The sequence below is a fragment of the Streptomyces sp. NPDC002926 genome, from assembly GCF_053591755.1.
This window is the reverse complement of the sequence record NZ_JBSFUK010000001.1, coordinates 515,800-535,861: the sequence shown is the minus strand read 5'-3', so window position 1 is coordinate 535,861 and position 20,062 is coordinate 515,800. Positions and strand designations below refer to the sequence as shown.

At 70.5% G+C, this 20,062-nt stretch carries 18 protein-coding genes and 1 riboswitch; of the genes, 13 read left to right on the top strand and 5 right to left on the bottom strand.

Translation table 11 applies throughout. The features are described from left to right. Window positions 1–86: 86 nt before the first annotated feature. Complete coding sequence (locus tag ACWDZ6_RS02380) at window positions 87–320, bottom strand: ferredoxin (protein WP_366734870.1); 234 nt, start codon at window positions 318–320, stop codon at window positions 87–89. Between the two features lie 11 nt (window positions 321–331). Then, entirely contained in the window at window positions 332–1,792 is a 1,461-nt protein-coding gene (locus tag ACWDZ6_RS02375; protein WP_451501328.1) for an aldehyde dehydrogenase, read from the bottom strand. 392 nt (window positions 1,793–2,184) lie between these two features. Here ACWDZ6_RS02375 and ACWDZ6_RS02370 point away from each other — a divergent pair, with 392 nt between their 5' ends. The 12 genes from ACWDZ6_RS02370 (at window position 2,185) to ACWDZ6_RS02315 (ending at window position 15,791) form a co-directional block, all read left to right on the top strand. Continuing rightward, a complete protein-coding gene (locus ACWDZ6_RS02370) occupies window positions 2,185–2,853 on the top strand; it encodes a hypothetical protein (RefSeq protein WP_451501468.1) in 669 nt (222 codons plus the stop codon). A 136-nt stretch (window positions 2,854–2,989) separates the two neighbouring features. Continuing rightward, complete coding sequence (locus tag ACWDZ6_RS02365; protein WP_451501467.1) at window positions 2,990–3,226, top strand: ferredoxin; 237 nt, start codon at window positions 2,990–2,992, stop codon at window positions 3,224–3,226. Beyond that, window positions 3,216–4,607: an NAD(P)/FAD-dependent oxidoreductase gene (locus ACWDZ6_RS02360; protein WP_451501327.1), complete on the top strand. Its 1,392-nt coding sequence runs from the start codon at window positions 3,216–3,218 to the stop codon at window positions 4,605–4,607. The genes ACWDZ6_RS02365 and ACWDZ6_RS02360 overlap by 11 nt, the downstream gene beginning before the upstream one ends. A 65-nt stretch (window positions 4,608–4,672) precedes the next feature. Continuing rightward, window positions 4,673–5,914 (top strand): cytochrome P450, encoded by a 1,242-nt coding sequence (locus ACWDZ6_RS02355; RefSeq protein WP_451501326.1) that lies wholly within the window; start codon window positions 4,673–4,675, stop codon window positions 5,912–5,914. 754 nt (window positions 5,915–6,668) lie between these two features. Next, window positions 6,669–7,391, top strand: a complete 723-nt coding sequence (locus ACWDZ6_RS02350) for a CAP domain-containing protein (RefSeq protein ID WP_451501325.1) — start codon at window positions 6,669–6,671, stop codon at window positions 7,389–7,391. 229 nt (window positions 7,392–7,620) lie between these two features. Next, window positions 7,621–8,667, top strand: a complete 1,047-nt coding sequence (locus tag ACWDZ6_RS02345; RefSeq protein ID WP_451501324.1) for an MBL fold metallo-hydrolase — start codon at window positions 7,621–7,623, stop codon at window positions 8,665–8,667. A gap of 111 nt (window positions 8,668–8,778) precedes the next feature. Then, window positions 8,779–8,851, top strand: a riboswitch (cobalamin riboswitch). A gap of 132 nt (window positions 8,852–8,983) precedes the next feature. Next, the gene (locus ACWDZ6_RS02340; RefSeq protein WP_451501323.1) at window positions 8,984–10,237 is read left to right on the top strand and encodes a prenyltransferase/squalene oxidase repeat-containing protein; all 1,254 of its coding nucleotides are present in this window, start codon (window positions 8,984–8,986) and stop codon (window positions 10,235–10,237) included. Beyond that, a complete protein-coding gene (locus tag ACWDZ6_RS02335; protein ID WP_451501322.1) occupies window positions 10,237–10,902 on the top strand; it encodes an SCO2322 family protein in 666 nt (221 codons plus the stop codon). Before ACWDZ6_RS02340 ends, ACWDZ6_RS02335 begins: the two co-directional genes overlap by 1 nt. A 488-nt stretch (window positions 10,903–11,390) precedes the next feature. Continuing rightward, window positions 11,391–12,452 (top strand): energy-coupling factor transporter transmembrane component T, encoded by a 1,062-nt coding sequence (locus ACWDZ6_RS02330; RefSeq protein WP_451501466.1) that lies wholly within the window; start codon window positions 11,391–11,393, stop codon window positions 12,450–12,452. Next, a complete protein-coding gene (locus tag ACWDZ6_RS02325) occupies window positions 12,449–14,215 on the top strand; it encodes an ABC transporter ATP-binding protein (RefSeq protein WP_451501321.1) in 1,767 nt (588 codons plus the stop codon). Before ACWDZ6_RS02330 ends, ACWDZ6_RS02325 begins: the two co-directional genes overlap by 4 nt. Further along, window positions 14,212–15,084 carry an ECF transporter S component gene (locus ACWDZ6_RS02320; protein WP_451501320.1) on the top strand — a complete coding sequence of 291 codons (873 nt, stop codon included), beginning with the start codon at window positions 14,212–14,214 and terminating at the stop codon, window positions 15,082–15,084. Before ACWDZ6_RS02325 ends, ACWDZ6_RS02320 begins: the two co-directional genes overlap by 4 nt. Window positions 15,085–15,359: 275 nt before the next feature. Beyond that, window positions 15,360–15,791, top strand: a complete 432-nt coding sequence (locus ACWDZ6_RS02315) for an aggregation-promoting factor C-terminal-like domain-containing protein (RefSeq protein WP_326649658.1) — start codon at window positions 15,360–15,362, stop codon at window positions 15,789–15,791. Window positions 15,792–16,039: 248 nt separating this feature from the next. Here ACWDZ6_RS02315 and ACWDZ6_RS02310 read toward each other — a convergent pair whose 3' ends face one another. Next, window positions 16,040–17,209 carry a steroid 3-ketoacyl-CoA thiolase gene (locus ACWDZ6_RS02310; protein WP_451501319.1) on the bottom strand — a complete coding sequence of 390 codons (1,170 nt, stop codon included), beginning with the start codon at window positions 17,207–17,209 and terminating at the stop codon, window positions 16,040–16,042. Window positions 17,210–17,496: 287 nt separating this feature from the next. Between ACWDZ6_RS02310 and ACWDZ6_RS02305 the strand changes: the two genes are divergently transcribed. Then, on the top strand, window positions 17,497–18,753 hold the full coding sequence (locus tag ACWDZ6_RS02305) for a cytochrome P450 (protein ID WP_451501318.1): 1,257 nt from the start codon (window positions 17,497–17,499) through the stop codon (window positions 18,751–18,753). 61 nt (window positions 18,754–18,814) lie between these two features. Here ACWDZ6_RS02305 and ACWDZ6_RS02300 read toward each other — a convergent pair whose 3' ends face one another. Both ACWDZ6_RS02300 and ACWDZ6_RS02295 read right to left on the bottom strand, forming a co-directional pair. Next, window positions 18,815–19,063 carry a DUF397 domain-containing protein gene (locus ACWDZ6_RS02300; RefSeq protein WP_451501317.1) on the bottom strand — a complete coding sequence of 83 codons (249 nt, stop codon included), beginning with the start codon at window positions 19,061–19,063 and terminating at the stop codon, window positions 18,815–18,817. Continuing rightward, window positions 19,038–19,871, bottom strand: coding sequence for a helix-turn-helix domain-containing protein (locus ACWDZ6_RS02295; protein WP_451501316.1), 834 nt, complete (start codon window positions 19,869–19,871; stop codon window positions 19,038–19,040). Before ACWDZ6_RS02295 ends, ACWDZ6_RS02300 begins: the two co-directional genes overlap by 26 nt. Between the last annotated feature and the right edge of the window lie 191 nt (window positions 19,872–20,062).

Below are 20,062 nucleotides of genomic sequence, written 5' to 3'. Positions count from 1 at the left end.
GTACGGTCCCGCCCCCACCCAAACCGGCCCCCGGGGGGCCACCACCCCCGGCCGGGCCGGGCCATGGCCCGGCCCCGGCCGCTCCGCTACTCCTCGGGCGGGAAGACCGGCTCCCCGCTCTCCAGCAGGGTGATGGCGATCGCCTCGACCGGGCAGTTCTCGGCCGCCGCGAGGATCGTCTCGTGGGCGTCGGTGTCGGCGTCCCGCGGATGCGACTGCCGGGCCGAGTCGAGTGCGAAGCCGTCCGGGGCATGGCTCACGCACATGCCCGAGCCGATGCAGACGCTCCGGTCGACCTCGACGTGCCAGCGGTCTCCCATGACTTGTCTCCTCAGTTCTCTCCGTACCCGGCCGGCAGATGGATCATCTTGTGCTCCAGGTACTCGCCGTAGCCCTCGGGCCCGAACTCCCGCCCCAGGCCCGAGTTCTTGTAGCCGCCGAACGGCCCGAGCATGTCGAGGCTGAATGTATCGACGTTGTACGTCCCCGTCCTGATCCGCCGCGCGAAGTCGATGCCGCGCTCGACGTCGGTCGTCCAGACGCTGCCGCTGAGCCCGAAGTCGGAGTCGTTCGCGATCTTCGCCGCCTCGTTCTCGTCCCCGTACGGCAGCAGACAGATCACCGGACCGAAGATCTCCTCGCGGGCGACGCGCATGGAGTTGTCGACCCCGCCGAAGAGTGTCGGCTCCACGTACCAGCCCCGCTCAAGACCGGCCGGACGCCCGCCGCCCGTGAGTACCTTGGCGCCTTCTTCCTGCCCGATCCGGATGTAGTCGAGCGAGCGCTGCTGCTGGCGGCGGGCCACCAGCGGCCCGACCTGCGTCGCCGCGTCGAGCGGGTCGCCGACCACCAGGGCGCTCGCCGCGGCGGCGAACGCCTCCGCCATCTCCTCGTAGCGGCTGCGCGGCGCGAGGATACGGCTCTGGGCCACGCACGCCTGCCCGTTGTTCATCCAGGCCGCCGGGACGATCCCGGCCACCGCCGACTCCAGGTCCGCGTCCGGCAGGATCACCGCCGCCGACTTGCCGCCGAGTTCCAGCGTGACGCCGGTGAGATTGCGTGAGGCGACCTCCATGACCCGCCTGCCGGCCGCGACCGAGCCGGTGAAGGAGACCTTGTCGACGCCGGGGTGCCCGACCAGGTACTCGCTCACTTCGCGGTCCGCGGGGAGGATCGAGAGCACGCCCTTGGGCAGCCCGGCCTCCTGCGCGATCCCGGCGAGGATGTACGAGTCCAGGGGTGACTCGGGTGATGGCTTGAGTACCACCGTGCAGCCGGCCAGCAGTGCCGGGCCGAGCTTGGCCGCGGCCGTGAACTGCGGGACGTTCCAGGGAATCACGGCCGCCACGACGCCCACCGGCTCACGCCGTACGAGGATCGGCCCGAGCACTCCGGCCCGCTGCTCCTCGTGCGGATATCCGCGCGCGACGGTGATCGCCGCGTCCCACACCATCATCGCGCCGAGCGCCTGCGCGAGCACGCTCCACGAGTACGGAGAGCCGTTCTGCGCGCTGATGGAGCGGGCTATCTCCTCGTGCCGTACGGCGATCGCGTCCTTGATCCTGGTGATGACGACGATCCGCTCGTCGAGCGTCATCCGTGGCCAGGGTCCCTCGTCGAAGGCCTCGCGGGCGGCGGCCACCGCCCGGTCGACGTCTGCCGGTGAGGCGTGCGGGACCCGCCCGATGACCTGCTCGGTGTGCGGCGATACGACCTCGATGACGTCGCTGCCGAGCGGATCGGTCCACTCCCCGCCGATGAACAGCTTTCCGTGTTCCACAAGCTCGGTCATGGCTGCTGCCTCCTGCGGCCCGGCGCTTTTCTGACACTGTTTCAGAACTGATACCAGTTCTAGTTGAAGGAGTCCACGGCAGGAACGAAATAGCCCCGACCAGTGGTTTCCCGCCGGGAAGGGAGTGCTTGAGCCGCAGTCGTCGAGTGCCAAGTGGCGCACACGTCACCCGCACGGGTGATCCGGGTGGCGCGGCCGCGTGCGCGGGTGCTTGCTGGTCCTAGTCGTCCTCGGGGGGGTCCGCGCGAGGCCGCAACGCCACGTCCGGCCTATGACGCGGCCGGCGGAAGCGGGACATCCGGCATCTGCCTGTCGCCGCCGCGGCCGGGCGGGGAACAGGCCGTCACCGGACCGGGTGACGCACGGACAGGGAGAGGAAGCGAATGACCTCCATGGAGAAGAGCAGCCAGTCGCTGCGCACTCCACGAGCCGCAGGCCTGGTAGGGATCATCTTCGCCCTCCTGCTCGCCGCCGCCATCGTCCTGGTCCGCCTGGCGATACCGCACGAGGGGACCAAGGGGGACAGCAACTGGTTCAGCGATCCCTCGCGTCGGCACACGGTGGAGACGGCGCTCAGCCTCATCCCGTTCGCGGGCATCTTCTTCCTGTGGTTCATGGGCGCTGTCCGCGCGCGTATCGGAGAGGCGGAAGACCAGTTCATCTCCACGGTCTTCCTCGGCAGCGGTCTGGTGTTCGTGGCGACTCTTTTCGGGGCCGCGGCGGCAGCGGGGAGTCTGCTGGTCACGGCCGACGCGGCCGGGGTCGACTCTCAGCTGCAGGTGTGGTCCTTCGGCAATCACTTCACCTACAACCTGCTGACGACCTACTCGATGCGCATGGCCGCGGTATTCACCTTCTCGACCTCCTCGATCGGGCACCGGCTCGGCGTCCTTCCGCGCTGGCTCTCGCTCCTGGGCTACCTGGTAGCCCTGGTACTGCTCTTCGTGACGGGCAGTATCGCCTGGTCCGAGCTGGTCTTCCCCGGGTGGGCCCTGATCCTCAGCCTCTACATTCTCGTGGCCAGTTTCCGCCCGCGCCCCGTGCCGGCCGTCTCGTCATGACCAGCCCTCTCCTCATGACCACCAGCCATTTCCTGAGCGTTGTCGACCGTTAACCCCATTGGCCCGCCTGCGCTCGCGGAACCACAGCGGCACTCGCATGCTGGGCCAGGGGTACTACTGGAAGGGCGGCCCCTTGATGAGGCTTGTCGTCGATCTCAACCGTTGCCAGGGGTACGCGCAGTGTGCCTTCCTCGCACCCGATGTATTCACCATGCACGGCGACGAGGCGTTGTTGTACAAGCCGCACGCCGACGAAGCACAGCGGCAGCACGTGGCGCGGGCCGTCGCGGCATGTCCGGTCCAGGCCATTCTGGTGGACGACCTGGGCGATACGCCTGCCCCGGTGAGGGAGGGGCTGTCCAGTGGCCGGTGACGGGTACTTGGAGTGGATGAGGCGCGAGGGGCGGATCGTGATCGTGGGCGCTTCCCTCGCCGGCCTCCGGGCCGCGGAGACCCTGCGGAAGGAGGGCTTCACCGGCTCACTCACGCTGATCGGCGACGAGCCGTACGAACCGTACGACCGGCCGCCGCTCTCCAAGCAGGTCCTGCTGGGCCAGACGTCCGCCGATCGGACCGCACTGCCACAGCGCATGGAGTTCGACGCTCACTGGCGGCTCGGTGTCGCCGCCACCGGGCTGGACATGGCGAACAGACGGGTGCGCCTGGCCGACGGCGACGAGGTGGAGTACGACCGGCTGCTGATCGCGACCGGCGTTCACGCCCGGCCATGGCCGCATGAGGCGGAAGCCGACCTGGACGGGGTCTTCGTACTGCGCACGCGCGACGACGCGGCCGGACTGCAGCGGCGGCTGGTGGGCGCACGCCGGGTGCTCGTCATCGGCGCCGGCTTCACAGGCTCGGAGATCGCGTCCGCCTGCCGCGAGCGCGGGCTGCCGGTCACCGTCGTCGAACGCGCCGCGGCGCCTCTCGTGGGCGCGCTCGGCGGTGTGGTCGGCCAGGCGGCCGCGGAGCTGCAACGCGAACACGGCGTGGACCTGCGCTGCGGCCTCATGGTCACGGGGTTGGAGGGCGACTCGGCAGGACGCCTGCGGTGCGCCCACCTGTCCGACGGCACCACCGTCGAGGCGGATGTCGCGGTGGTCTCGCTCGGCGCGACGCGCAACACCGCGTGGCTGGCCGACTCGGGGCTCGGCGCCGGCCCGCGCGGAATCGCCTGCGACGCCGGATGCCGCGCCTTCGACGTCCGGGGCATCGTGACCGACGACGTCTTCGTCGCCGGCGACGTCGCACGATCCCCGCACGCGCTTTTCGGCTACCAGTTCCTGTCCCTCGAACACTGGGGCAATGCCGTCGCACAGGCCGAGATCGCGGCGCACAACATGATCAGCGCCAGTTCGGAGCGCCGTCCGCACCTGTGGGTGCCGGCCTTCTGGTCCTCCCAATTCGGGGTCAGCATCAAGTCGGTGGGCGTCCCGTCCCTGGGCGAGGAGATCCTCATCGCCCAAGGGGCACTCGCCGAACACCGCTTCACCGGCGTGTACGGATACCAGGGCCGCGTCATCGCCGCCGTCACCTTCGACCAGACGAAGTGGCTGGAGTTCTACCAGCGGCAGATCGAAACGGCCGCGCCGTTCCCGCCGCCGTTCCCCACGGTGGACCGCCGACCGGAAGGCCTGCGGCCGGTCCCGGCCGACTTCCCCGACCCGTCCCTGCCCACCCACGCGCCGTCCGTCACCCTCAGCGGCTACTCGCCGACCGACCGGCGGATCACCTTCACCCCGGTCCGGGCCTGACCACGGGCACGGCAACGCCCGTCCAAGGCCCGCAAAGCCGTCTCCAACGCCCACAAGGACCCGCCATGACGCAAGCCACGCTCCTGGGACAGATCCTCGACCACGCCAACCGCGCCGACCCCTACCCCCTCTACGCCGAGCTCCGCAAGACTCCGGTGTACCGGGAGGAAGACCGCAACACGTACGTGGTCAGCAACTACTGGGAGATCAAGGGCCTGCTCCACGATCCGCGGATCAGCTCCGACGCCCGCAATCTGTCCCCGCAGGCAGCCGGCGCCATCCCTGACCAGGAGGAGGAAGAGAGTGGCCTGCCACCCACCTTCCTGAAGCTCGACCCTCCCGAGCACGACCGGTTGCGCCGTATGACGATGCGGCCGTTCGGACCGCCGGAGACCCCTCGGCGCGTCCACAACATGCGCGGCGAGCTCTCCAAGATCGTTTCGGATCTCATCGACGACTTCGGGGACCGGGAGCAGATCGACCTCGTCGACAACTTCTCCTACCCCTTCCCCGTGACCGTGATCTGCAGGCTGCTCGGGATCCCCCGCGAGGACGAGGCACGCTTCCACACGTGGGCCGACACCATCGCCGCCAGCCTGGACCCGGACCCGTCCGAGGACCCCACCGAGCGGCGCCGCATCGCACAGACGGCACGCACAGACCTGGGCGTATATCTGGCCGGGCTCATCGACGAACGCCGCAAGGCCCCCGGCGACGACATGCTCTCCGCGCTGGCCACCGAGCACGGACCGGACGGGCAGATGTCCCAGATGGAAGTGCTCAGCACCGCCGCTCTGCTCCTGATCGCCGGCCACGAGACCACGGTCAACCTCATCACCAACGGGATGCTCACCCTGCTGCGCAACCCGGATGTCCTCAAGCGGCTGCGGGCCGAACCCCAGCTGGCCGTCCCGCTCGTGGAAGAACTCCTGCGCTTCGAGCCTCCCGTGCAGCTGCTGCCCCAGCGCACCACCCTCGCGGACATCGAGGTCGCCGGCACCACCATCCCCAAGGGCGCCTCCCTCTGGCTCGTCCTCGCCTCCGGCAACCGGGACCCGCAGCGGTTTCTCGACCCCGACCGCTTCGACCCCGACCGCAAGGACAACCAGCACCTCGGCCTCGGCAGCGGCATCCACAACTGCTTCGGCGCGCCCCTCGCCCGCCTGGAGACCCAGATCGCTCTGACCGAACTCGCCCGCAGGCTCGACAACCCCCGGCTGCTGGAGGACCCGCCCCCCTACCGCCAGAACGCTGTGCTGCGCGGACCCCGCCATCTGAACATCGCGTTCGACGGCTGCCGCCCCTAGCGCTGTCGCCGGCCACCCGCGTCACGTCCGGTGCTGAGCCCTTGGCTCAGCACCGGACGGCTGTCGCCGGCCGCCCCGCGGCGCCCCACAGCCCCGGGCGCGCCCCAGCCGCTGCTGCCGCTGCCCCAGCCGACCTCCGGCAGGCGGCCCCGAGAGGCGGCTGCCCTCCCCGTCCGGCCCGTCCGACCCGTCGACATCAGCGACGGCGAGTGCCGATGCGCTCGAACGGCATGCGAGGGCGAGCGCGCAGTGGATTCTCCTTGATCGACTTCGGGTGACATTCCCGCTTCGAGAACTCGCATAAGCGGCATAGATGCACGTAACAACCAGGCGAGAGGCTTGCCCGGCCATCGACCGGTGACATCGGCCACAGGGACATTTGGAACTTAGGTCGCTGAATAGTAGATGGCATCTTGACGACATAGCGAGATTTGTCCGTCTTGATACAGACATGCTCCACGCAGGATTTGGGGGCATTCGGTCCGCTCGACACTTTCGCCCGTTCGGCGAGCATGCAAGGGCTTCTGACGGAGCGTCAGTAGATTACGGAACCCCATAAACCGGACGAGCACGCCCGTGCGCCCATTTCAAGGGCCCTCCGGTACTACGAAGCGAGATAGCACCGGCGCTCATTGCCCTGCCCTGACAGCGGTTCTAAGAATGGCGGCGCAAAGCGTCTCCGCAGCTCAGGTGCAGGATCTGCGCAGAGTCAGCCACACCGGGGGCGCTCCGCGATTATCGAGCGAGGTCACGCATGAGCAAGCACCGTAAGAAGACGTACTACCGGAAGATAACGATCGCCGCCGTCGCTGTGGGAGCCGTGGCTGTGCCCTCTGCCGCCATGGCATGCGTGGACCCTCAGGTCGACGCGGGCAGTCAGCCCCACGCCCACCACTGGAAGGGCGCGAAGTCGGAGCATCGGTGGACGGGTGCTCCGTGGGGCCACAGGCCGACCGAGGGAGCGTCGAAGACGCCCACCTGGTCTCCGGCCGCGCCGAAGGCCACCGCCTCCCCCAGCGCGCCGAAGACCAGCACGCCGAAGACCACCGCGCCGAAGGCGACCGCGTCTCCCAGCACGCCGAAGGCCACCGCCCCTGCTTCCGGGGCTGCCGCCCGCGTGCTGCAACTCGTCAACAGCGAGCGCGGCAAGGTCGGCTGCTCCGCGCTGACCATGAACGCGAAGCTGACCAAGGCCGCCCTGGACCACAGCAAGGACATGGCTTCCCACAAGAACATGTCCCACACGGGTTCCGACGGGTCGTCTCCCGGCGACCGGATCACGAGTGCCGGTTACAGCTGGAGCACCTACGGCGAGAACGTCGCCTACGGCTACGCCACACCCGAGAGCGTCATGGCGGGCTGGATGTCCAGCCCCGGCCACAAGGCCAACATCCTGAACTGTGCGTTCAAGGAGATCGGCATCGGCCTGGCCCAGCCCGGCGACTACTGGACGCAGGACTTCGGAACGGCCCGATAGCGGGCACGAGGAATCCGGCCCGCCATCCGCCACGGCCTCGCTGCCGCGGGGTTGGCGCGCACGCTCCACCGATGAAAGGCCCCGACCGGTTCGCCGGCCGGGGCCTTCGTCGTCGGCGCGCCGTAGGCCGGCCAACTCCCCAGGAATGACAGTCGACTTGGGCGACCATTGGAACCAGTTCTAGTTATAGTGAACGATGGCCGTGCCGCCCAGGAGAGACGAGAGCCTCATGACCCAGGTGACCGACCACGGCGGGGGCGTCTGGTCCATCGAGGTGCCCATCCCGGACAACCCGCTCGGTCACACGCTGGTCCACCTGCTCGACACGGACAGCGGGCCCGTACTCATCGACACGGGCTGGGACGACCCGGCCTCCTGGGACACCCTTGTCGCGGGTCTCGGCTCGGTCGATGTCGCGGTCGGTGACATCCACGGCGTGGTCATCACCCACCACCACCCCGACCACCACGGACTGTCCGGACAGGTCCGGGAGGTCTCCGGCGCCTGGATCGCGATGCACGCCGCGGACAGTGCGGTGGTACGCCGCACCAGGGAGGCCGCACCGGCCCTCTGGCTCGAGTACCTGGCGGACAAGCTCACCAGGGCCGGCGCCCCCGACGAACACACCGCGCCGCTGCGCGCCGCCCGCGCCTCGGGCCGGACGCGTACGCTGCCGGGCCTGCGCGGGGCCCTGCCCGACCGGGAGATCGTTCCCGGCGAACTGCTCGATCTGCCGGGCCGCCGGCTGCGCGCCATCTGGACCCCGGGCCACACGCCCGGCCATGTCTGCCTCCACCTGGACGAGGCCCATCCGGCGGGCAGCCCCGGCAATGGACGGCTCTTCTCCGGCGACCATCTGCTGCCCGGGATCACCCCGCACATCGGCCTCTACGAGGATCCGGCCGCCGGCGACACAGCCGCCGTCACCGATCCGCTGGGCGACTACCTCGACTCCCTGGAGCGCATCGGCCGCCTCGCACCGGCCGAGGTGCTGCCTGCGCACCAGTACGCCTTCCCCGACGCCGCCTCCCGGGTACGGGAGTTGCTCGCCCACCACGAGGAACGGCTCACCGGTCTGCTCGGGCTGCTCGCCGCACCGCGCACCGCGTGGCAGGTCGCCGAGCGGATGGAGTGGAACCGGCCCTGGGAGCAGATCCCGTACGGATCACGCAACATCGCGGTCTCGGAGGCGGAGGCGCATCTGCGGCGCCTGGTGAAGCTCGGGCACGCGGAAGTGCTCGCGGGGAGCGGCCCCACGCTGTACGTGGCGGTCTGAGTACGCGGCGGTCCGAGTGCGTGACGGCCGGCGTAGGTGGCGGGGGTGGCCACCGGCGACCGGCCGACGACCGGTCGGTACAGTGAGCGAGTCGTCATCATGACCGTACGGGGGGAAGCCGGTGCAAATCCGGCGCTGACCCGCAACCGTGAACCGCCGTCGCAGGCGGTGAGCCGGAATGCCCCGTACACGTCGTGACCGGCTCGTGCCACCGGCAGCCGCCGGTGGCCGGCACCGTCGAGGAATACGGGGCCGGAGCCCTGGTACCTCAGCGTGCCTGTGCCCGGCTCCCCCCCCAGGAGAGGCCCAGCCCGCCATGACCACCGTTCGCCGCAGCGCCATATCGCTCGCCGCCTCCGCCGTACTCGGCGTGGCCATTGCCTCGGCCGCCGCCCCGGCCGCGACAGCGGCGCCGTCCCCGAAGCCGTCGACCGCGCTGCCGGCCGGTCTGTACGGCACGGGCGACCCGACGTACGACGGTGTCTGGCGGCAGTCGCTGGCGCTGCTCGCGCAGGACACGGTGGGCGTCACGCCGGCCGACAAGGCCGTGGACTGGCTGACAGGTCAGCAGTGCGACAACGGCGGCTTCCCGTCATACCGCGCGGACGCGACCAAGGCGTGCGACGCCAAGCTGCCGCTGGACTCCAACGCCACGGCGGCCGCGGTGCAGGCGCTCGCCGCGCTCGGCGGGCAGGACGCCACCGTGAAGAAGACGGCCGACTGGCTGAAGTCCGTGCAGAACGCGGACGGCGGCTGGGGCTATAACCCGGGCGGAGCCAGCGACGCCAACTCCACATCCATCGTGATCGGCGCGCTCGCGGCGGCGGGCGAGAAGCCGGCGGCGGTGAAGTCGAAGGGCGGGAAGACGCCGTACGAAGCGCTGCTGGCGTTCGCGAAGCCGTGCGGCGGGAAGGAGGGCGGCGCGTTCGTCTTCCAGCTGAAGTCGCCCGGCATCGTCGCCGACTCCACGGCGGCGGCCGTGGCCGGCGCGCACGGCAAGGGCCTGGTCGTGACGGCGGGCACGAAGGACGCCAAGGGCACGGTCTGCGAGAAGGCGACGACGGTCGAGGGTGCGGCACACAACGGCGCGGCGTACCTGGCGACCGCGCTCGCCAGGACCGGGCACCTCGACACGGCGCCGATGCCGGGCGCCACGGACCCGACGGAGAAGCCGGACTTCGGGAACACGGCGGACGCGATCGTCGCGCTGAACGCGCAGGGCCTCGGTGGCCGGGCGAAGAAGCCGCTGGAGTGGCTGCGGCAGAACTCGGCGGCCTGGGCGAAGGCGTCCGGCCCGGCGGCGTACGCACAGCTGATCTTCGCCGTGCATGCGAGTGGCGCGGACCCGAAGAGCTTCGGCGGGACGGACCTGGTGTCCGGGCTCAACGCGACGGGCCCCGCGCCCAAGTCGACGAAGGGGCAGCCGGCGCAGGCCGCGGACGAGAAGAAGGACGAGGAGAAGGACTCCGGCTCGGGCGTCGGGGTGTGGTGGATCGTGGGCGTGTTCTTCGTCGCCAGTGTCGGCGCCGGAATCCTCATCAGCGGCCGCAAGAAGAACCAGCAGCGGTGATGCGCACCCGAGTCCTCTGTCTCGTCCTCGCGCTCGGCGCCGCACTCGCGGTGCTGGGCGCGGGTCCGGCGCAGGCGGCGGGTTACCGCTACTGGTCGTTCTGGCAGAGCGGCGGCGGGAAGTGGACGTACGCCACAGAGGGACCGGCCACGGCGAGGCCGTCGGACGGCTCGGTGAACGGTTTCCGCTTCTCGGTGAGCGAGGACAGCGGGGACTCGGCGCAGCCGCGAAAGGCCCCGGACTTCGGTGCGGTCTGCGGCGGGACGCCACCGAAGGACGGCATGAAGCGGATCGCGCTGGTCATCGACTCCGGAACGCCGGCGGACGCCCCGGCGGGCGAGACCCCGCCCGCGTCGCGGTCGGCGTGTGCGCAGGTCGGCAAGGACGCGACGAGCGCGGAGGCGCTGGCATCGGTGGCGAAGCCGCTGCGGTACAACAGCGGAGCGCTGCTCTGCGCGATCTCGGGCTACCCGAAGTCGGGCTGCGGCGAACAGGTCGCGGCGAAACCGGAGCCGTCAGCTTCTGCGGCCACATCCGCGTCCGCGGCGAACAGCAGGAGCGATGACGACGAGGGCGGTCCGTCGGTCGGCCTCATCGCCGGCATCGCGGCGGTGGCGGTACTCGGCACCGCGGCGGTATGGCAGTCGCGCCGCCGCCGGGGATGACGACCGGGGCATCGACGGTGCGAGACGAAGCGGAGCCACTGCGGCGGGGTGGATCCGGAGATGCTGTGACCCGCGGCCCGGAGGCGGGGCGCGGGATTGACGGGGCGTCGCCCCAGGCGGCCGACAGCCACGGCGACGGGGCGCAACAGCGGGCGGCCGAACGGCCGGTGGACGGATCGCCCCGACCGACCGGCACCGCACCGCCACGGGCCGCCGGTCACCAGGCCGACGACGCACCGCAGCGAACAGCCGGTCACCCGGCCGACCGGGCGCAGCCCCATGCCCCCGGCCGGAGCGGCACAGCACCGCGACAAGCCGCCGACCACCGGGGCCGCGGAAAACCGCCCCGACCGACCGGCACCGCACCGCCACGGGCCGCCGGTCACCAGGCCGACGAGACACCGCAGCGAACAGCCGGTCACCCGGGCGACGGCACACCGCCCCGCAGGTCGTACTTCCTCGCGCCCGCCGCCAGTCGAAGCAACGCCCTGCATGCCGGGGCCTGGTGGATCTGGGCCCTCGGGCTTGCCACCGCCGCGTCGCGGACCACCAATCCGCTGCTTCTCGGGCTCCTCGTCGGCGTCGCCGGATACGTCGTGGCCGCCCGGCGTACCGACGCGCCCTGGGCCCGTTCGTACGGGGCCTTCGTCAAGCTCGGGCTCTTCGTCATCGGCGTGCGCGTGCTCTTCTCCGTCGTCCTCGGCTCGCCGATCCCGGGGACCCATGTCCTGTTCAGCCTTCCCGAAGTACCGCTGCCCGACTGGGCGCGAGGCGTACGCATCGGCGGCAGGGTCTCCGCCGAGCAGCTGCTCTTCGCGCTGTACGACGGCGCCAAGCTCGCCACGCTCCTCATCTGCGTCGGCGCGGCCAACGCGCTCGCCAACCCCGCCCGCCTGCTCAAGTCCCTCCCGGGCGCCCTGTACGAGGTCGGCGTCGCCGTCGTCGTCGCCATGACCTTCGCGCCCAACATGGTCGCGGACGTGGTCCGGCTGCGTACCGCCCGCCGCCTGCGCGGCCGCCCCACCGGCGGCATCAGGGCGATCGTGCAGATCGGGCTGCCCGTCCTGGAGGGCGCGCTCGAGCGGTCCGTCGCCGTCGCCGCGTCCATGGACGCGCGCGGCTACGGACGTACCGCGCACGTCCCGCCCGCCGTCCGCCGCACCACCACCGTCCTCACGCTCGGGGGGCTCCTCGGCGTCTGCGCCGGTTCGTACGGACTGCTCGCCGCGGAGGGCGCTTCGTACGCTCTGCCCCTCCTCGCCGCCGGGCTCCTCGCCGCGCTCGCCGGTCTCCGGCTGGGCGGCCGGCGCTCCGTACGCACCCGCTACCGTCCCGACCGCTGGGGCCCGCGGTCCTGGCTCGTTGCCGGATCCGGCGCGGCCGTCGCTGTCCTGATGATCCGGGCGGGTACATACGACCCGGAGGCGCTGCACCCCGGTGTCGTACCGCCGACCGCGCCGACGCTGCCCCTGTGGCCCGCCGCGAGCATCCTCATCGGTCTGCTTCCCGCCTTCATCGCGCCCGTACCCGTCTCGCAGGAGAAACCGTGATCCGCTTCGAAGACGTGTCGGTGACGTACGGCGATGCCGGCGCACCCGCGATCAGCGGTGTCGACCTGACCGTGCCCGAGGGCGAGTTGGTGCTTCTGGTCGGGCCGTCCGGTGTCGGCAAGTCGACACTGCTGGGCACGGTCTCCGGCCTGGTCCCGCACTTCACCGGCGGCACCCTGCGCGGCCGCGTCACCGTCGACGGCCGCGACACCCGTACCCACAAGCCGCGCGAACTCGCCGATGTCGTCGGCACGGTGGGCCAGGACCCGCTCGCCCACTTCGTCACCGACACGGTCGAGGACGAGCTGGCGTACGGCATGGAGTCGCTCGGTCTCGCACCCCAAGTGATGCGCCGCCGTGTCGAGGAGACGCTCGATCTCCTCGGGCTGGCCGAGCTGCGCGAACGCCCGATCGCCACGCTCTCCGGCGGACAGCAGCAGCGCGTCGCCATCGGCTCGGTGCTGACCACGCACCCAAAGGTCCTTGTGCTCGACGAGCCGACATCCGCGCTGGACCCGGCGGCGGCGGAGGAGGTCGTGGCGGTCCTGCAGCGGCTGGTCCACGATCTCGGCACGACGATTCTGATGGCGGAGCACCGCCTGGAGCGGGTGGTGCAGTACGCGGACCAGGTCATCCTGCTGCCCGCGCCCGGGGAGCCCCCGGTGATCGGGGCGCCGGCGGAGGTCATGGCCATCTCGCCGGTGCACCCTCCGGTGGTGGCGCTGGGCCGCCTGGCGGGCTGGGACCCGCTGCCGTTGTCGGTACGCGACGCGCGCCGCGGGGCCGGTGCGTTGCGGGAGCGCCTGGAGGGTCTTTCCCCCACCCCGCCCCTTCCCGTAACCGGGGCCCCCGTACGGCCTTCTGCCGTGTCCTCGATCGCCGGACGGGCCGCAATGCGGCCCCGCCGGCTATTGAGGCGCGGGGCCTGGGGCGGAGCCCCGGCCCGGACCGGGCCGATGTCGGCCCCGCCGGCGATCGAGGCGCGGGGTATGGGGCTGAGCCCCGGCTCGGGCGGTCCGCTCGCCGAGACCCGCGCGCTCACCGTCCGCCGCGACCGCGTAGAGGCCCTCCGCCACATCGATCTCACCGTCGCCCCCGGCGAGGCCATCGCCCTCATGGGCCGCAACGGCGCCGGAAAATCGACTCTCCTCTCCACCCTCGTCGGCATCGTCGAGCCCACCTCCGGCACGGTCCTCGTCGGCGGCCACACACCCCACCGCACCCACCCCCGTGAGCTCGTGCGCCAGGTCGGCCTGGTTCCCCAGGAGCCGCGCGATCTGCTGTACGCGGACACGGTGGCGGCGGAGTGCGCGGCGGCCGACGCCGACGCGGGCGCCGCACCCGGCTCCTGCCGCGCCCTGGTGACGGAGCTGCTCCCCGACGTACCGGACGGGACCCATCCCCGCGATCTCTCCGAGGGGCAGCGCCTCGCCCTGGCGCTGGCCATCGTGCTCACCGGGCGGCCGCCGCTCCTCCTCCTCGACGAGCCGACCCGGGGTCTGGACTACGCGGCGAAGGCCCGGCTCGTCACCGTCCTCAAGAGTCTGGCCGCCGAGGGGCACGCCATCGTCCTGGCCACCCACGACGTGGAGCTGGCCGCCGACCTCGCGCACCGGGTGGTGATCCTGGCCGACGGCGAGATCGTCGCGGACGGCCCGACCGCCGAGGTCGTGGTCTCCTCGCCCGCCTTCGCGCCCCAGGTCGCCAAGATCCTGGCCCCGCAGAAGTGGCTGACCGTCTCCCAGGTCAGGGACGCCCTGTGAACCACACCACACGGGGCCGCGCCGTACGCCTCGGCCCCCGGTCCATCGCCGCCCTCGTCCTGGTCAGCGCGATCGGGGTGATCGCGTTCGGCTGGCCGCTGCTCGCCGACGCCGACTCCGGGCTCGCCCACTCCGCCGACGCGCCGTGGCTCTTCGCCGCGCTGCTCCCGCTCCTCGTCGCCGTCGTCGTCGCGACGATCGCCGATACCGGGATGGACGCCAAGGCGGTGGCGATGCTCGGAGTCCTCGCCGCGGTCGGCGCCGCGCTGCGGCCGCTGGGCGCGGGCACCGCCGGCCTGGAGCCCATGTTCTTCCTGATGGTGCTGAGCGGGCGGGTGCTCGGGCCGGGCTTCGGCTTCGTACTCGGCTCGGTCACCATGTTCGCGTCCGCGCTGCTCACCGGCGGTGTCGGCCCGTGGATGCCGTTCCAGATGCTGTCGATGGGGTGGTTCACGATGGGCGCGGGCCTGCTGCCGGGGCCGGACCGGCTGCGCGGCCGCGCCGAGCTTCTGGTGCTCGGGGTGTACGGGGCCGCCGCCGCGTTCGCCTACGGCACGATCATGAATCTCCAGGGCTGGACGTACATCGGCGGCCTCTCCTCCGGTTTCTCCTTCCACCCCGGCGATCCGGTGCGGGAGAACCTGGTCCGCTTCCTCGCCTACTGCGCGGCGACCTCCTTCGGCTGGGACCTCGGACGTGCGGTGCTCACCGTCGTACTGACCCTCACCATCGGCTCGACGGTCCTCAAGGCGCTGCGCCGGGCCACACGCCGTGCCGCCTTCGAGGCGCAGGTCACATTCGAGACCCCCGGCAGTGCCTCCCGGGGTGAGCCGCCCCACAGGGCTTTGGTCCGATACGAGCCTGAATAGTACCTTTTATCGGTCATAGTGACCCATCTGATCCCCGCCGCCACCTGCGGGAACCTCCATCACCGAGCCCCCTGCGTTCCCTCCCGGGTGCGAGCTCGGCTAGTAACAAGGGTCGTTGCCACGGGCTGACCCCGCCGCTAGAACTGGTCCAGTCGCAAGGCGCAGTCAGTGCTCCTCACCGGAGCCGCAGTGCCTCTCAGGCGGCCGGATCCCGCGCGTACAAGCGAGTTCCGGCATGCCCGCGACGGCCCTGTTCTCGGAAGTTAGGTCACCCTGTGTCCCGCTCGCTCGTCAGCCGAATCACCCGCCGCCCGAAGTCCGCTCTCGTCGGCTCCGCCCTTGTCCTGGGCACTGCCGGCATGGCGCTCGGCATGAACCCGGCCACGGCCGCCGCCGCTCCCACCTCGGAGAACGGGTCCGGGTCCCCCAAGGCGATCGCCCAGAAGATGATCGCGGACGACGCGCAGTTCCAGTGCTTCAGCAAGATCGTGGAGCACGAGAGCGGCTGGAATGTGAACGCCTCCAACCCGTCCAGTGGTGCGTACGGCCTCGTCCAGGCACTGCCGGGCGGCAAGATGTCGTCCGCGGGCGCCGACTGGAAGACCAACCCGGCCACCCAGATCAAGTGGGGCCTGGACTACATGAAGTCGCGCTACGGCAGCCCCTGTGGCGCCTGGTCCTCCTGGCAGGCGCAGGGCTGGTACTGATCCGGCCCACGAGACCTCCTGGGGCTCCGCCCCGGAACTCGCACCTCCATCGCCGGAGCGGCTGATCCGGCCCGCTGGAAGATCCAGCGCATCAGGCGGGAAAATCCAGCCCGTTCGAGCGGGCGGATCCAGCCCGTCCGGCGATCGAGGACACGCCCCCTGCGCCCCGCGGGCGTGGAGGAAGCCCCGGAGCACGTACCGGGGACCCGGGGTTTGCCCCCGGGTACGGCACGAGGCGGGCCGGACCCCTACAGCCGCTGAATGATCGTGCCCGTCGCCAGCGCCCCGCCCGCGCACATGGTGATCAGCGCGAACTCCTTGTCCCTGCGCTCCAGTTCATGCAGGGCCGTGGTGATCAGCCGCGCCCCGGTCGCCCCCACCGGATGCCCGAGCGCGATCGCGCCACCGTTGACATTGACCTTCTCCAGGTCCTGCTCGAAGACCTGCGCCCAGCTCAGCACCACCGACGCGAACGCCTCGTTGATCTCCACCAGGTCGATGTCCTTGAGCGACATTCCCGCCTTGCCGAGCACGGCACGCGTCGCGTCGATCGGCCCGTCGAGGTGATAGTGCGGGTCCGCGCCGACCAGCGCCTGCGCGACGATCCGGGCCCGCGGCCTCAGCTTCAGAGCGCGCGCCATCCGCTTGGACGCCCACATGATCGCGGCCGCTCCGTCGGATATCTGCGAGGAGTTGCCCGCGGTGTGCACGGCCGTCGGCATGACCGGCTTCAGCCTTGCCAGCGCTTCCATGCTGGTGTCCCGCAGCCCCTCGTCGCGGTCGACGAGCCGCCACATCCCCTGCCCTGCGGCCTGCTCCTCCTCCGTGGTGGGCACTTGCACGGCGAACGTCTCGCGTTTGAAGCGCTCCTCGGCCCACGCCACAGCGGCCCGCTCCTGCGACAGCAGCCCCAAGGAGTCGACCCGTTCACGCGTCAGCCCGCGGTTGCGCGCGATGCGCTCGGCCGCTTCGAACTGGTTGGGCAGATCCACGTTCCACTCGTCGGGGAACGGCTTGCCCGGCCCGTGTTTGGAGCCGCTCCCCAGCGGCACCCGCGACATCGCCTCGACGCCGCAGCTGATGCCGACGTCGATGACACCGGCCGCGATCATGTTCGCGACCATATGGCTCGCCTGCTGCGAAGAACCGCACTGGCAGTCCACGGTCGTGGCCGCGGTCTCGTACGGAAGCCCCATCGCCAGCCAGGCGTTGCGCGCGGGGTTCATGGACTGTTCGCCGGCGTGGGTGACCGTACCGCCCACCACCTGCTCGACGCAGTCGGCATGGATGCCGGTGCGGCCGAGAAGTTCGCGATAGGTCTCGCCCAGCAGATAGGCGGGATGGAGGTTGGCAAGCGCGCCTGAGCGCTTGCCGATGGGGGTGCGTACGGCTTCGACGATGACGGGTTCCGCGGCCATGAGCTCGTCCTCTCCTCGCACAGCCGCTGAGCGTCCCGGCGCTCCCACGGCCGAACTAGTACGCGTTCTAGTTCTCATAGCAGTCTTATGAGTGCTACCCCCGGTACGCAAGGGCCTTGCACGCCCCTGCTGCACCCCTCACCGGCAACAGATCCCGCCGCGGCCCTTGCCACTTGTAGAACTCGCTACTACCTTTCCGTCAACTTCTGATGGGTCGTCAGCAAGCCGTGTCACCACCCCCGTGACCACCTCGGTCACCGACACCACCGCCAGACCTGGAGTTGACCGTGAAGCTGCCGAAGGACTGCCCCCATGTGCCCGAAGGGTTCGACTTCACCGATCCCGACCTGCTCCAAGCCCGCGTCCCCCACCCGGAGTTCGCCCGGATGCGGCAGACCGCCCCGGTCTGGTGGTGCAGCCAGCCGGCCGGCATCTCCGGCTTCCAGGACGAGGGCTACTGGGCCGTCACCCGGCACGCCGACGTCAAGCATGTCTCCACCCACCCCGAACTCTTCTCCTCCAACACCAACACCGCGGTCATCCGCTTCAAGGAGTCGATCAGCCGCGACCAGATCGAGGTCCAGAAGCTGATCATGCTCAATATGGACCCGCCGGAGCACACCCGTGTCCGCCAGATCGTCCAGCGCGGATTCACCCCGCGGGCGATCCGGTCCCTGGAATCGGCCCTGCGCAGCCGCGCCCGCTCCATCGTGGAGACCGCGCTTGCCGGCGCGAAGGACGACGGCAGCTTCGACTTCGTCACCAACATCGCGGTGGAACTCCCGCTCCAGGCGATCGCGGAACTCATCGGCGTACCGCAGGAGGACCGTACGAAGATCTTCGACTGGTCCAACAAGATGGCGGCATACGACGACCCGGAGTACGCGATCACCGAGGAGATCGGCGCCGAGGCTGCGATGGAGATCGTCGCGTACTCGATGAATCTGGCCGCGGCCCGCAAGGAGTGTCCGGCCAAGGACATCGTGTCCCAACTGGTCGCGGCGGAGCACGAAGGCAACCTCTCCAACGACGAGTTCGGCTTCTTCGTGATCCTGCTGGCGGTCGCGGGCAATGAGACGACGAGGAACGCGATCAGCCACGGCATGCACGCGTTTCTCACGCATCCCAGGCAGTGGGAGCTCTACAAGCGGGACCGGCCGGGGACGGCGGCGGAGGAGATCGTGCGCTGGGCGACGCCCGTGGTCTCCTTCCAGCGCACCGCCACGCAGGATCTGGAGCTGGGCGGCCGGCAGATCAAGAAGGGGGACCGGGTCGGAATCTTCTACTCCTCCGCCAACAACGACCCCGAAGTCTTCGACGAGCCCGAGCAGTTCGACATCACCCGCGACCCGAACCCGCACCTCGGCTTCGGCGGCGGAGGCCCGCACTTCTGCCTCGGCAAGTCCCTTGCCGTGATGGAGATCGACCTGATCTTCAACGCGATAGCGGACGTCCTGCCGGATCTGCGACTGGCCGGCGACCCGCGGCGGCTGCGCTCGGCCTGGCTCAACGGCATCAAGGAACTCCGGGTCAGCCACGGCTGACCCGGTCCGCCGTGGGAGGCAGGGGCCACCAACCCCCCGCCACGCCTCTGCCTCCCGCCGGTCAGCGCAGAGAGTCGACGAACACGACGAAGGCGGTACGGGAGACGCGGAAGGGCGGGCGGGAGAGGTCCTTGGAGTCGCGTACGGCGACAGCGTGGGGGGCCTCGGCGATCTCGACGCAGGAGCCGCCGGTGTCGGAGCTGTAGCTCGACTTACGCCAGGCGGCGCCGTTGAGGGGAGCGCACTCGATGCACTCGCCGCCCTGGTCGCTGCTATGGCTCGACCTACGCCACTTCGTGCTGCTCCCCATAGCGCTCCTCGATGATGTGCCGGATCAGCTCCGCCGAGTCCTGCAAGGACAGGGCCGCGGCCTGGAGGTGATCGTAACGGAGCGAACGCGCCCTGACCTCAACCGGATTCGCGGTGGGATGACCGGTCTCGTAGTCCTCGCTATAGACGATGGCCGGGTCGCTCGCGAAGCGGAAGAGGTCGAACGAACCGGGAAGCCCGGCATGGGCGCCGGCTGTAAACGGCAGAACCTGGACGTTCACCCGTGGGTTGTCCAAGTGGGAAGACGGGTGGAGCAGTTGCCTCCGCATGACCTCACGGCCGCCGATCCCCTGGTACAGCACCGCCTCGCCGAGCACCGCCCACAGCACCGGCGGCTCCTGCTTCTCCAGGATCCGCTGTCGCGCCAGCCGAGCAGCCGCACGGCGGTCCAGATCGGTCGGGTCCATCACCCCGAGCACCGCCCGGGCGTACGCCTCTGTCTGCAGAAGGCCATGCACGAGCTGCGCCTGGAACGCGTAGATCTCCGTGGCTCGGGCCTCCAGCTCCGCGATCTGCTGGAACCAGGACGGCAGTTGGCTGCGCAACACCAGATCCAGCAATCGGGACAGCAACCCACCCGTGCCCAGCGCCGCATCCACCCGCTCGCTGAACTCCCCCGTCGGCAACTTCCGCGCCGTCTCGATCTGGCCGACCAGCGACCCCGTGTAGCTGATGATCTCGCCCAACTGCTTCTGCGTGAGGCCGGCCGCCTCCCGGTGGCGACGCAACTCGTAGCCGTAGTAGTCGAGCGGCGACGCACTCGGGTCGAGGACGTTGACTTGGCTCATGGCGGGCATCCCCTCGTTCAACTCCACCAACGGCAGGGCAGGTTGTAGCCGACCCGTAGCCGAGAGTAGTCAACGGTCGCCACGCTCGTACCAGGAACGATGACATTTCGGCCGCCCGAGTGGCGGAAAGGTGCCCGTAGGCGGATCCTGGCCTGAACGCGACGATCCACCCCCAGGGGGTACGGGGACGA

What these genes read in the sequence shown, in the direction of transcription:
- ACWDZ6_RS02345 (WP_451501324.1), top strand. Translation starts at nt 7,621, where the DNA reads ATGACCCAGGTGACCGACCACGGCGGGGGCGTCTGGTCCATCGAGGTG.
- ACWDZ6_RS02380 (WP_366734870.1), bottom strand. Translation starts at nt 320, where the DNA reads ATGGGAGACCGCTGGCACGTCGAGGTCGACCGGAGCGTCTGCATCGGC.
- ACWDZ6_RS02310 (WP_451501319.1), bottom strand. Translation starts at nt 17,209, where the DNA reads ATGGCCGCGGAACCCGTCATCGTCGAAGCCGTACGCACCCCCATCGGC.
- ACWDZ6_RS02295 (WP_451501316.1), bottom strand. Translation starts at nt 19,871, where the DNA reads ATGAGCCAAGTCAACGTCCTCGACCCGAGTGCGTCGCCGCTCGACTAC.
- ACWDZ6_RS02350 (WP_451501325.1), top strand. Translation starts at nt 6,669, where the DNA reads ATGAGCAAGCACCGTAAGAAGACGTACTACCGGAAGATAACGATCGCC.
- ACWDZ6_RS02365 (WP_451501467.1), top strand. Translation starts at nt 2,990, where the DNA reads ATGAGGCTTGTCGTCGATCTCAACCGTTGCCAGGGGTACGCGCAGTGT.
- ACWDZ6_RS02335 (WP_451501322.1), top strand. Translation starts at nt 10,237, where the DNA reads ATGCGCACCCGAGTCCTCTGTCTCGTCCTCGCGCTCGGCGCCGCACTC.
- ACWDZ6_RS02300 (WP_451501317.1), bottom strand. Translation starts at nt 19,063, where the DNA reads ATGGGGAGCAGCACGAAGTGGCGTAGGTCGAGCCATAGCAGCGACCAG.
- ACWDZ6_RS02340 (WP_451501323.1), top strand. Translation starts at nt 8,984, where the DNA reads ATGACCACCGTTCGCCGCAGCGCCATATCGCTCGCCGCCTCCGCCGTA.
- ACWDZ6_RS02370 (WP_451501468.1), top strand. Translation starts at nt 2,185, where the DNA reads ATGGAGAAGAGCAGCCAGTCGCTGCGCACTCCACGAGCCGCAGGCCTG.
- ACWDZ6_RS02375 (WP_451501328.1), bottom strand. Translation starts at nt 1,792, where the DNA reads ATGACCGAGCTTGTGGAACACGGAAAGCTGTTCATCGGCGGGGAGTGG.
- ACWDZ6_RS02355 (WP_451501326.1), top strand. Translation starts at nt 4,673, where the DNA reads ATGACGCAAGCCACGCTCCTGGGACAGATCCTCGACCACGCCAACCGC.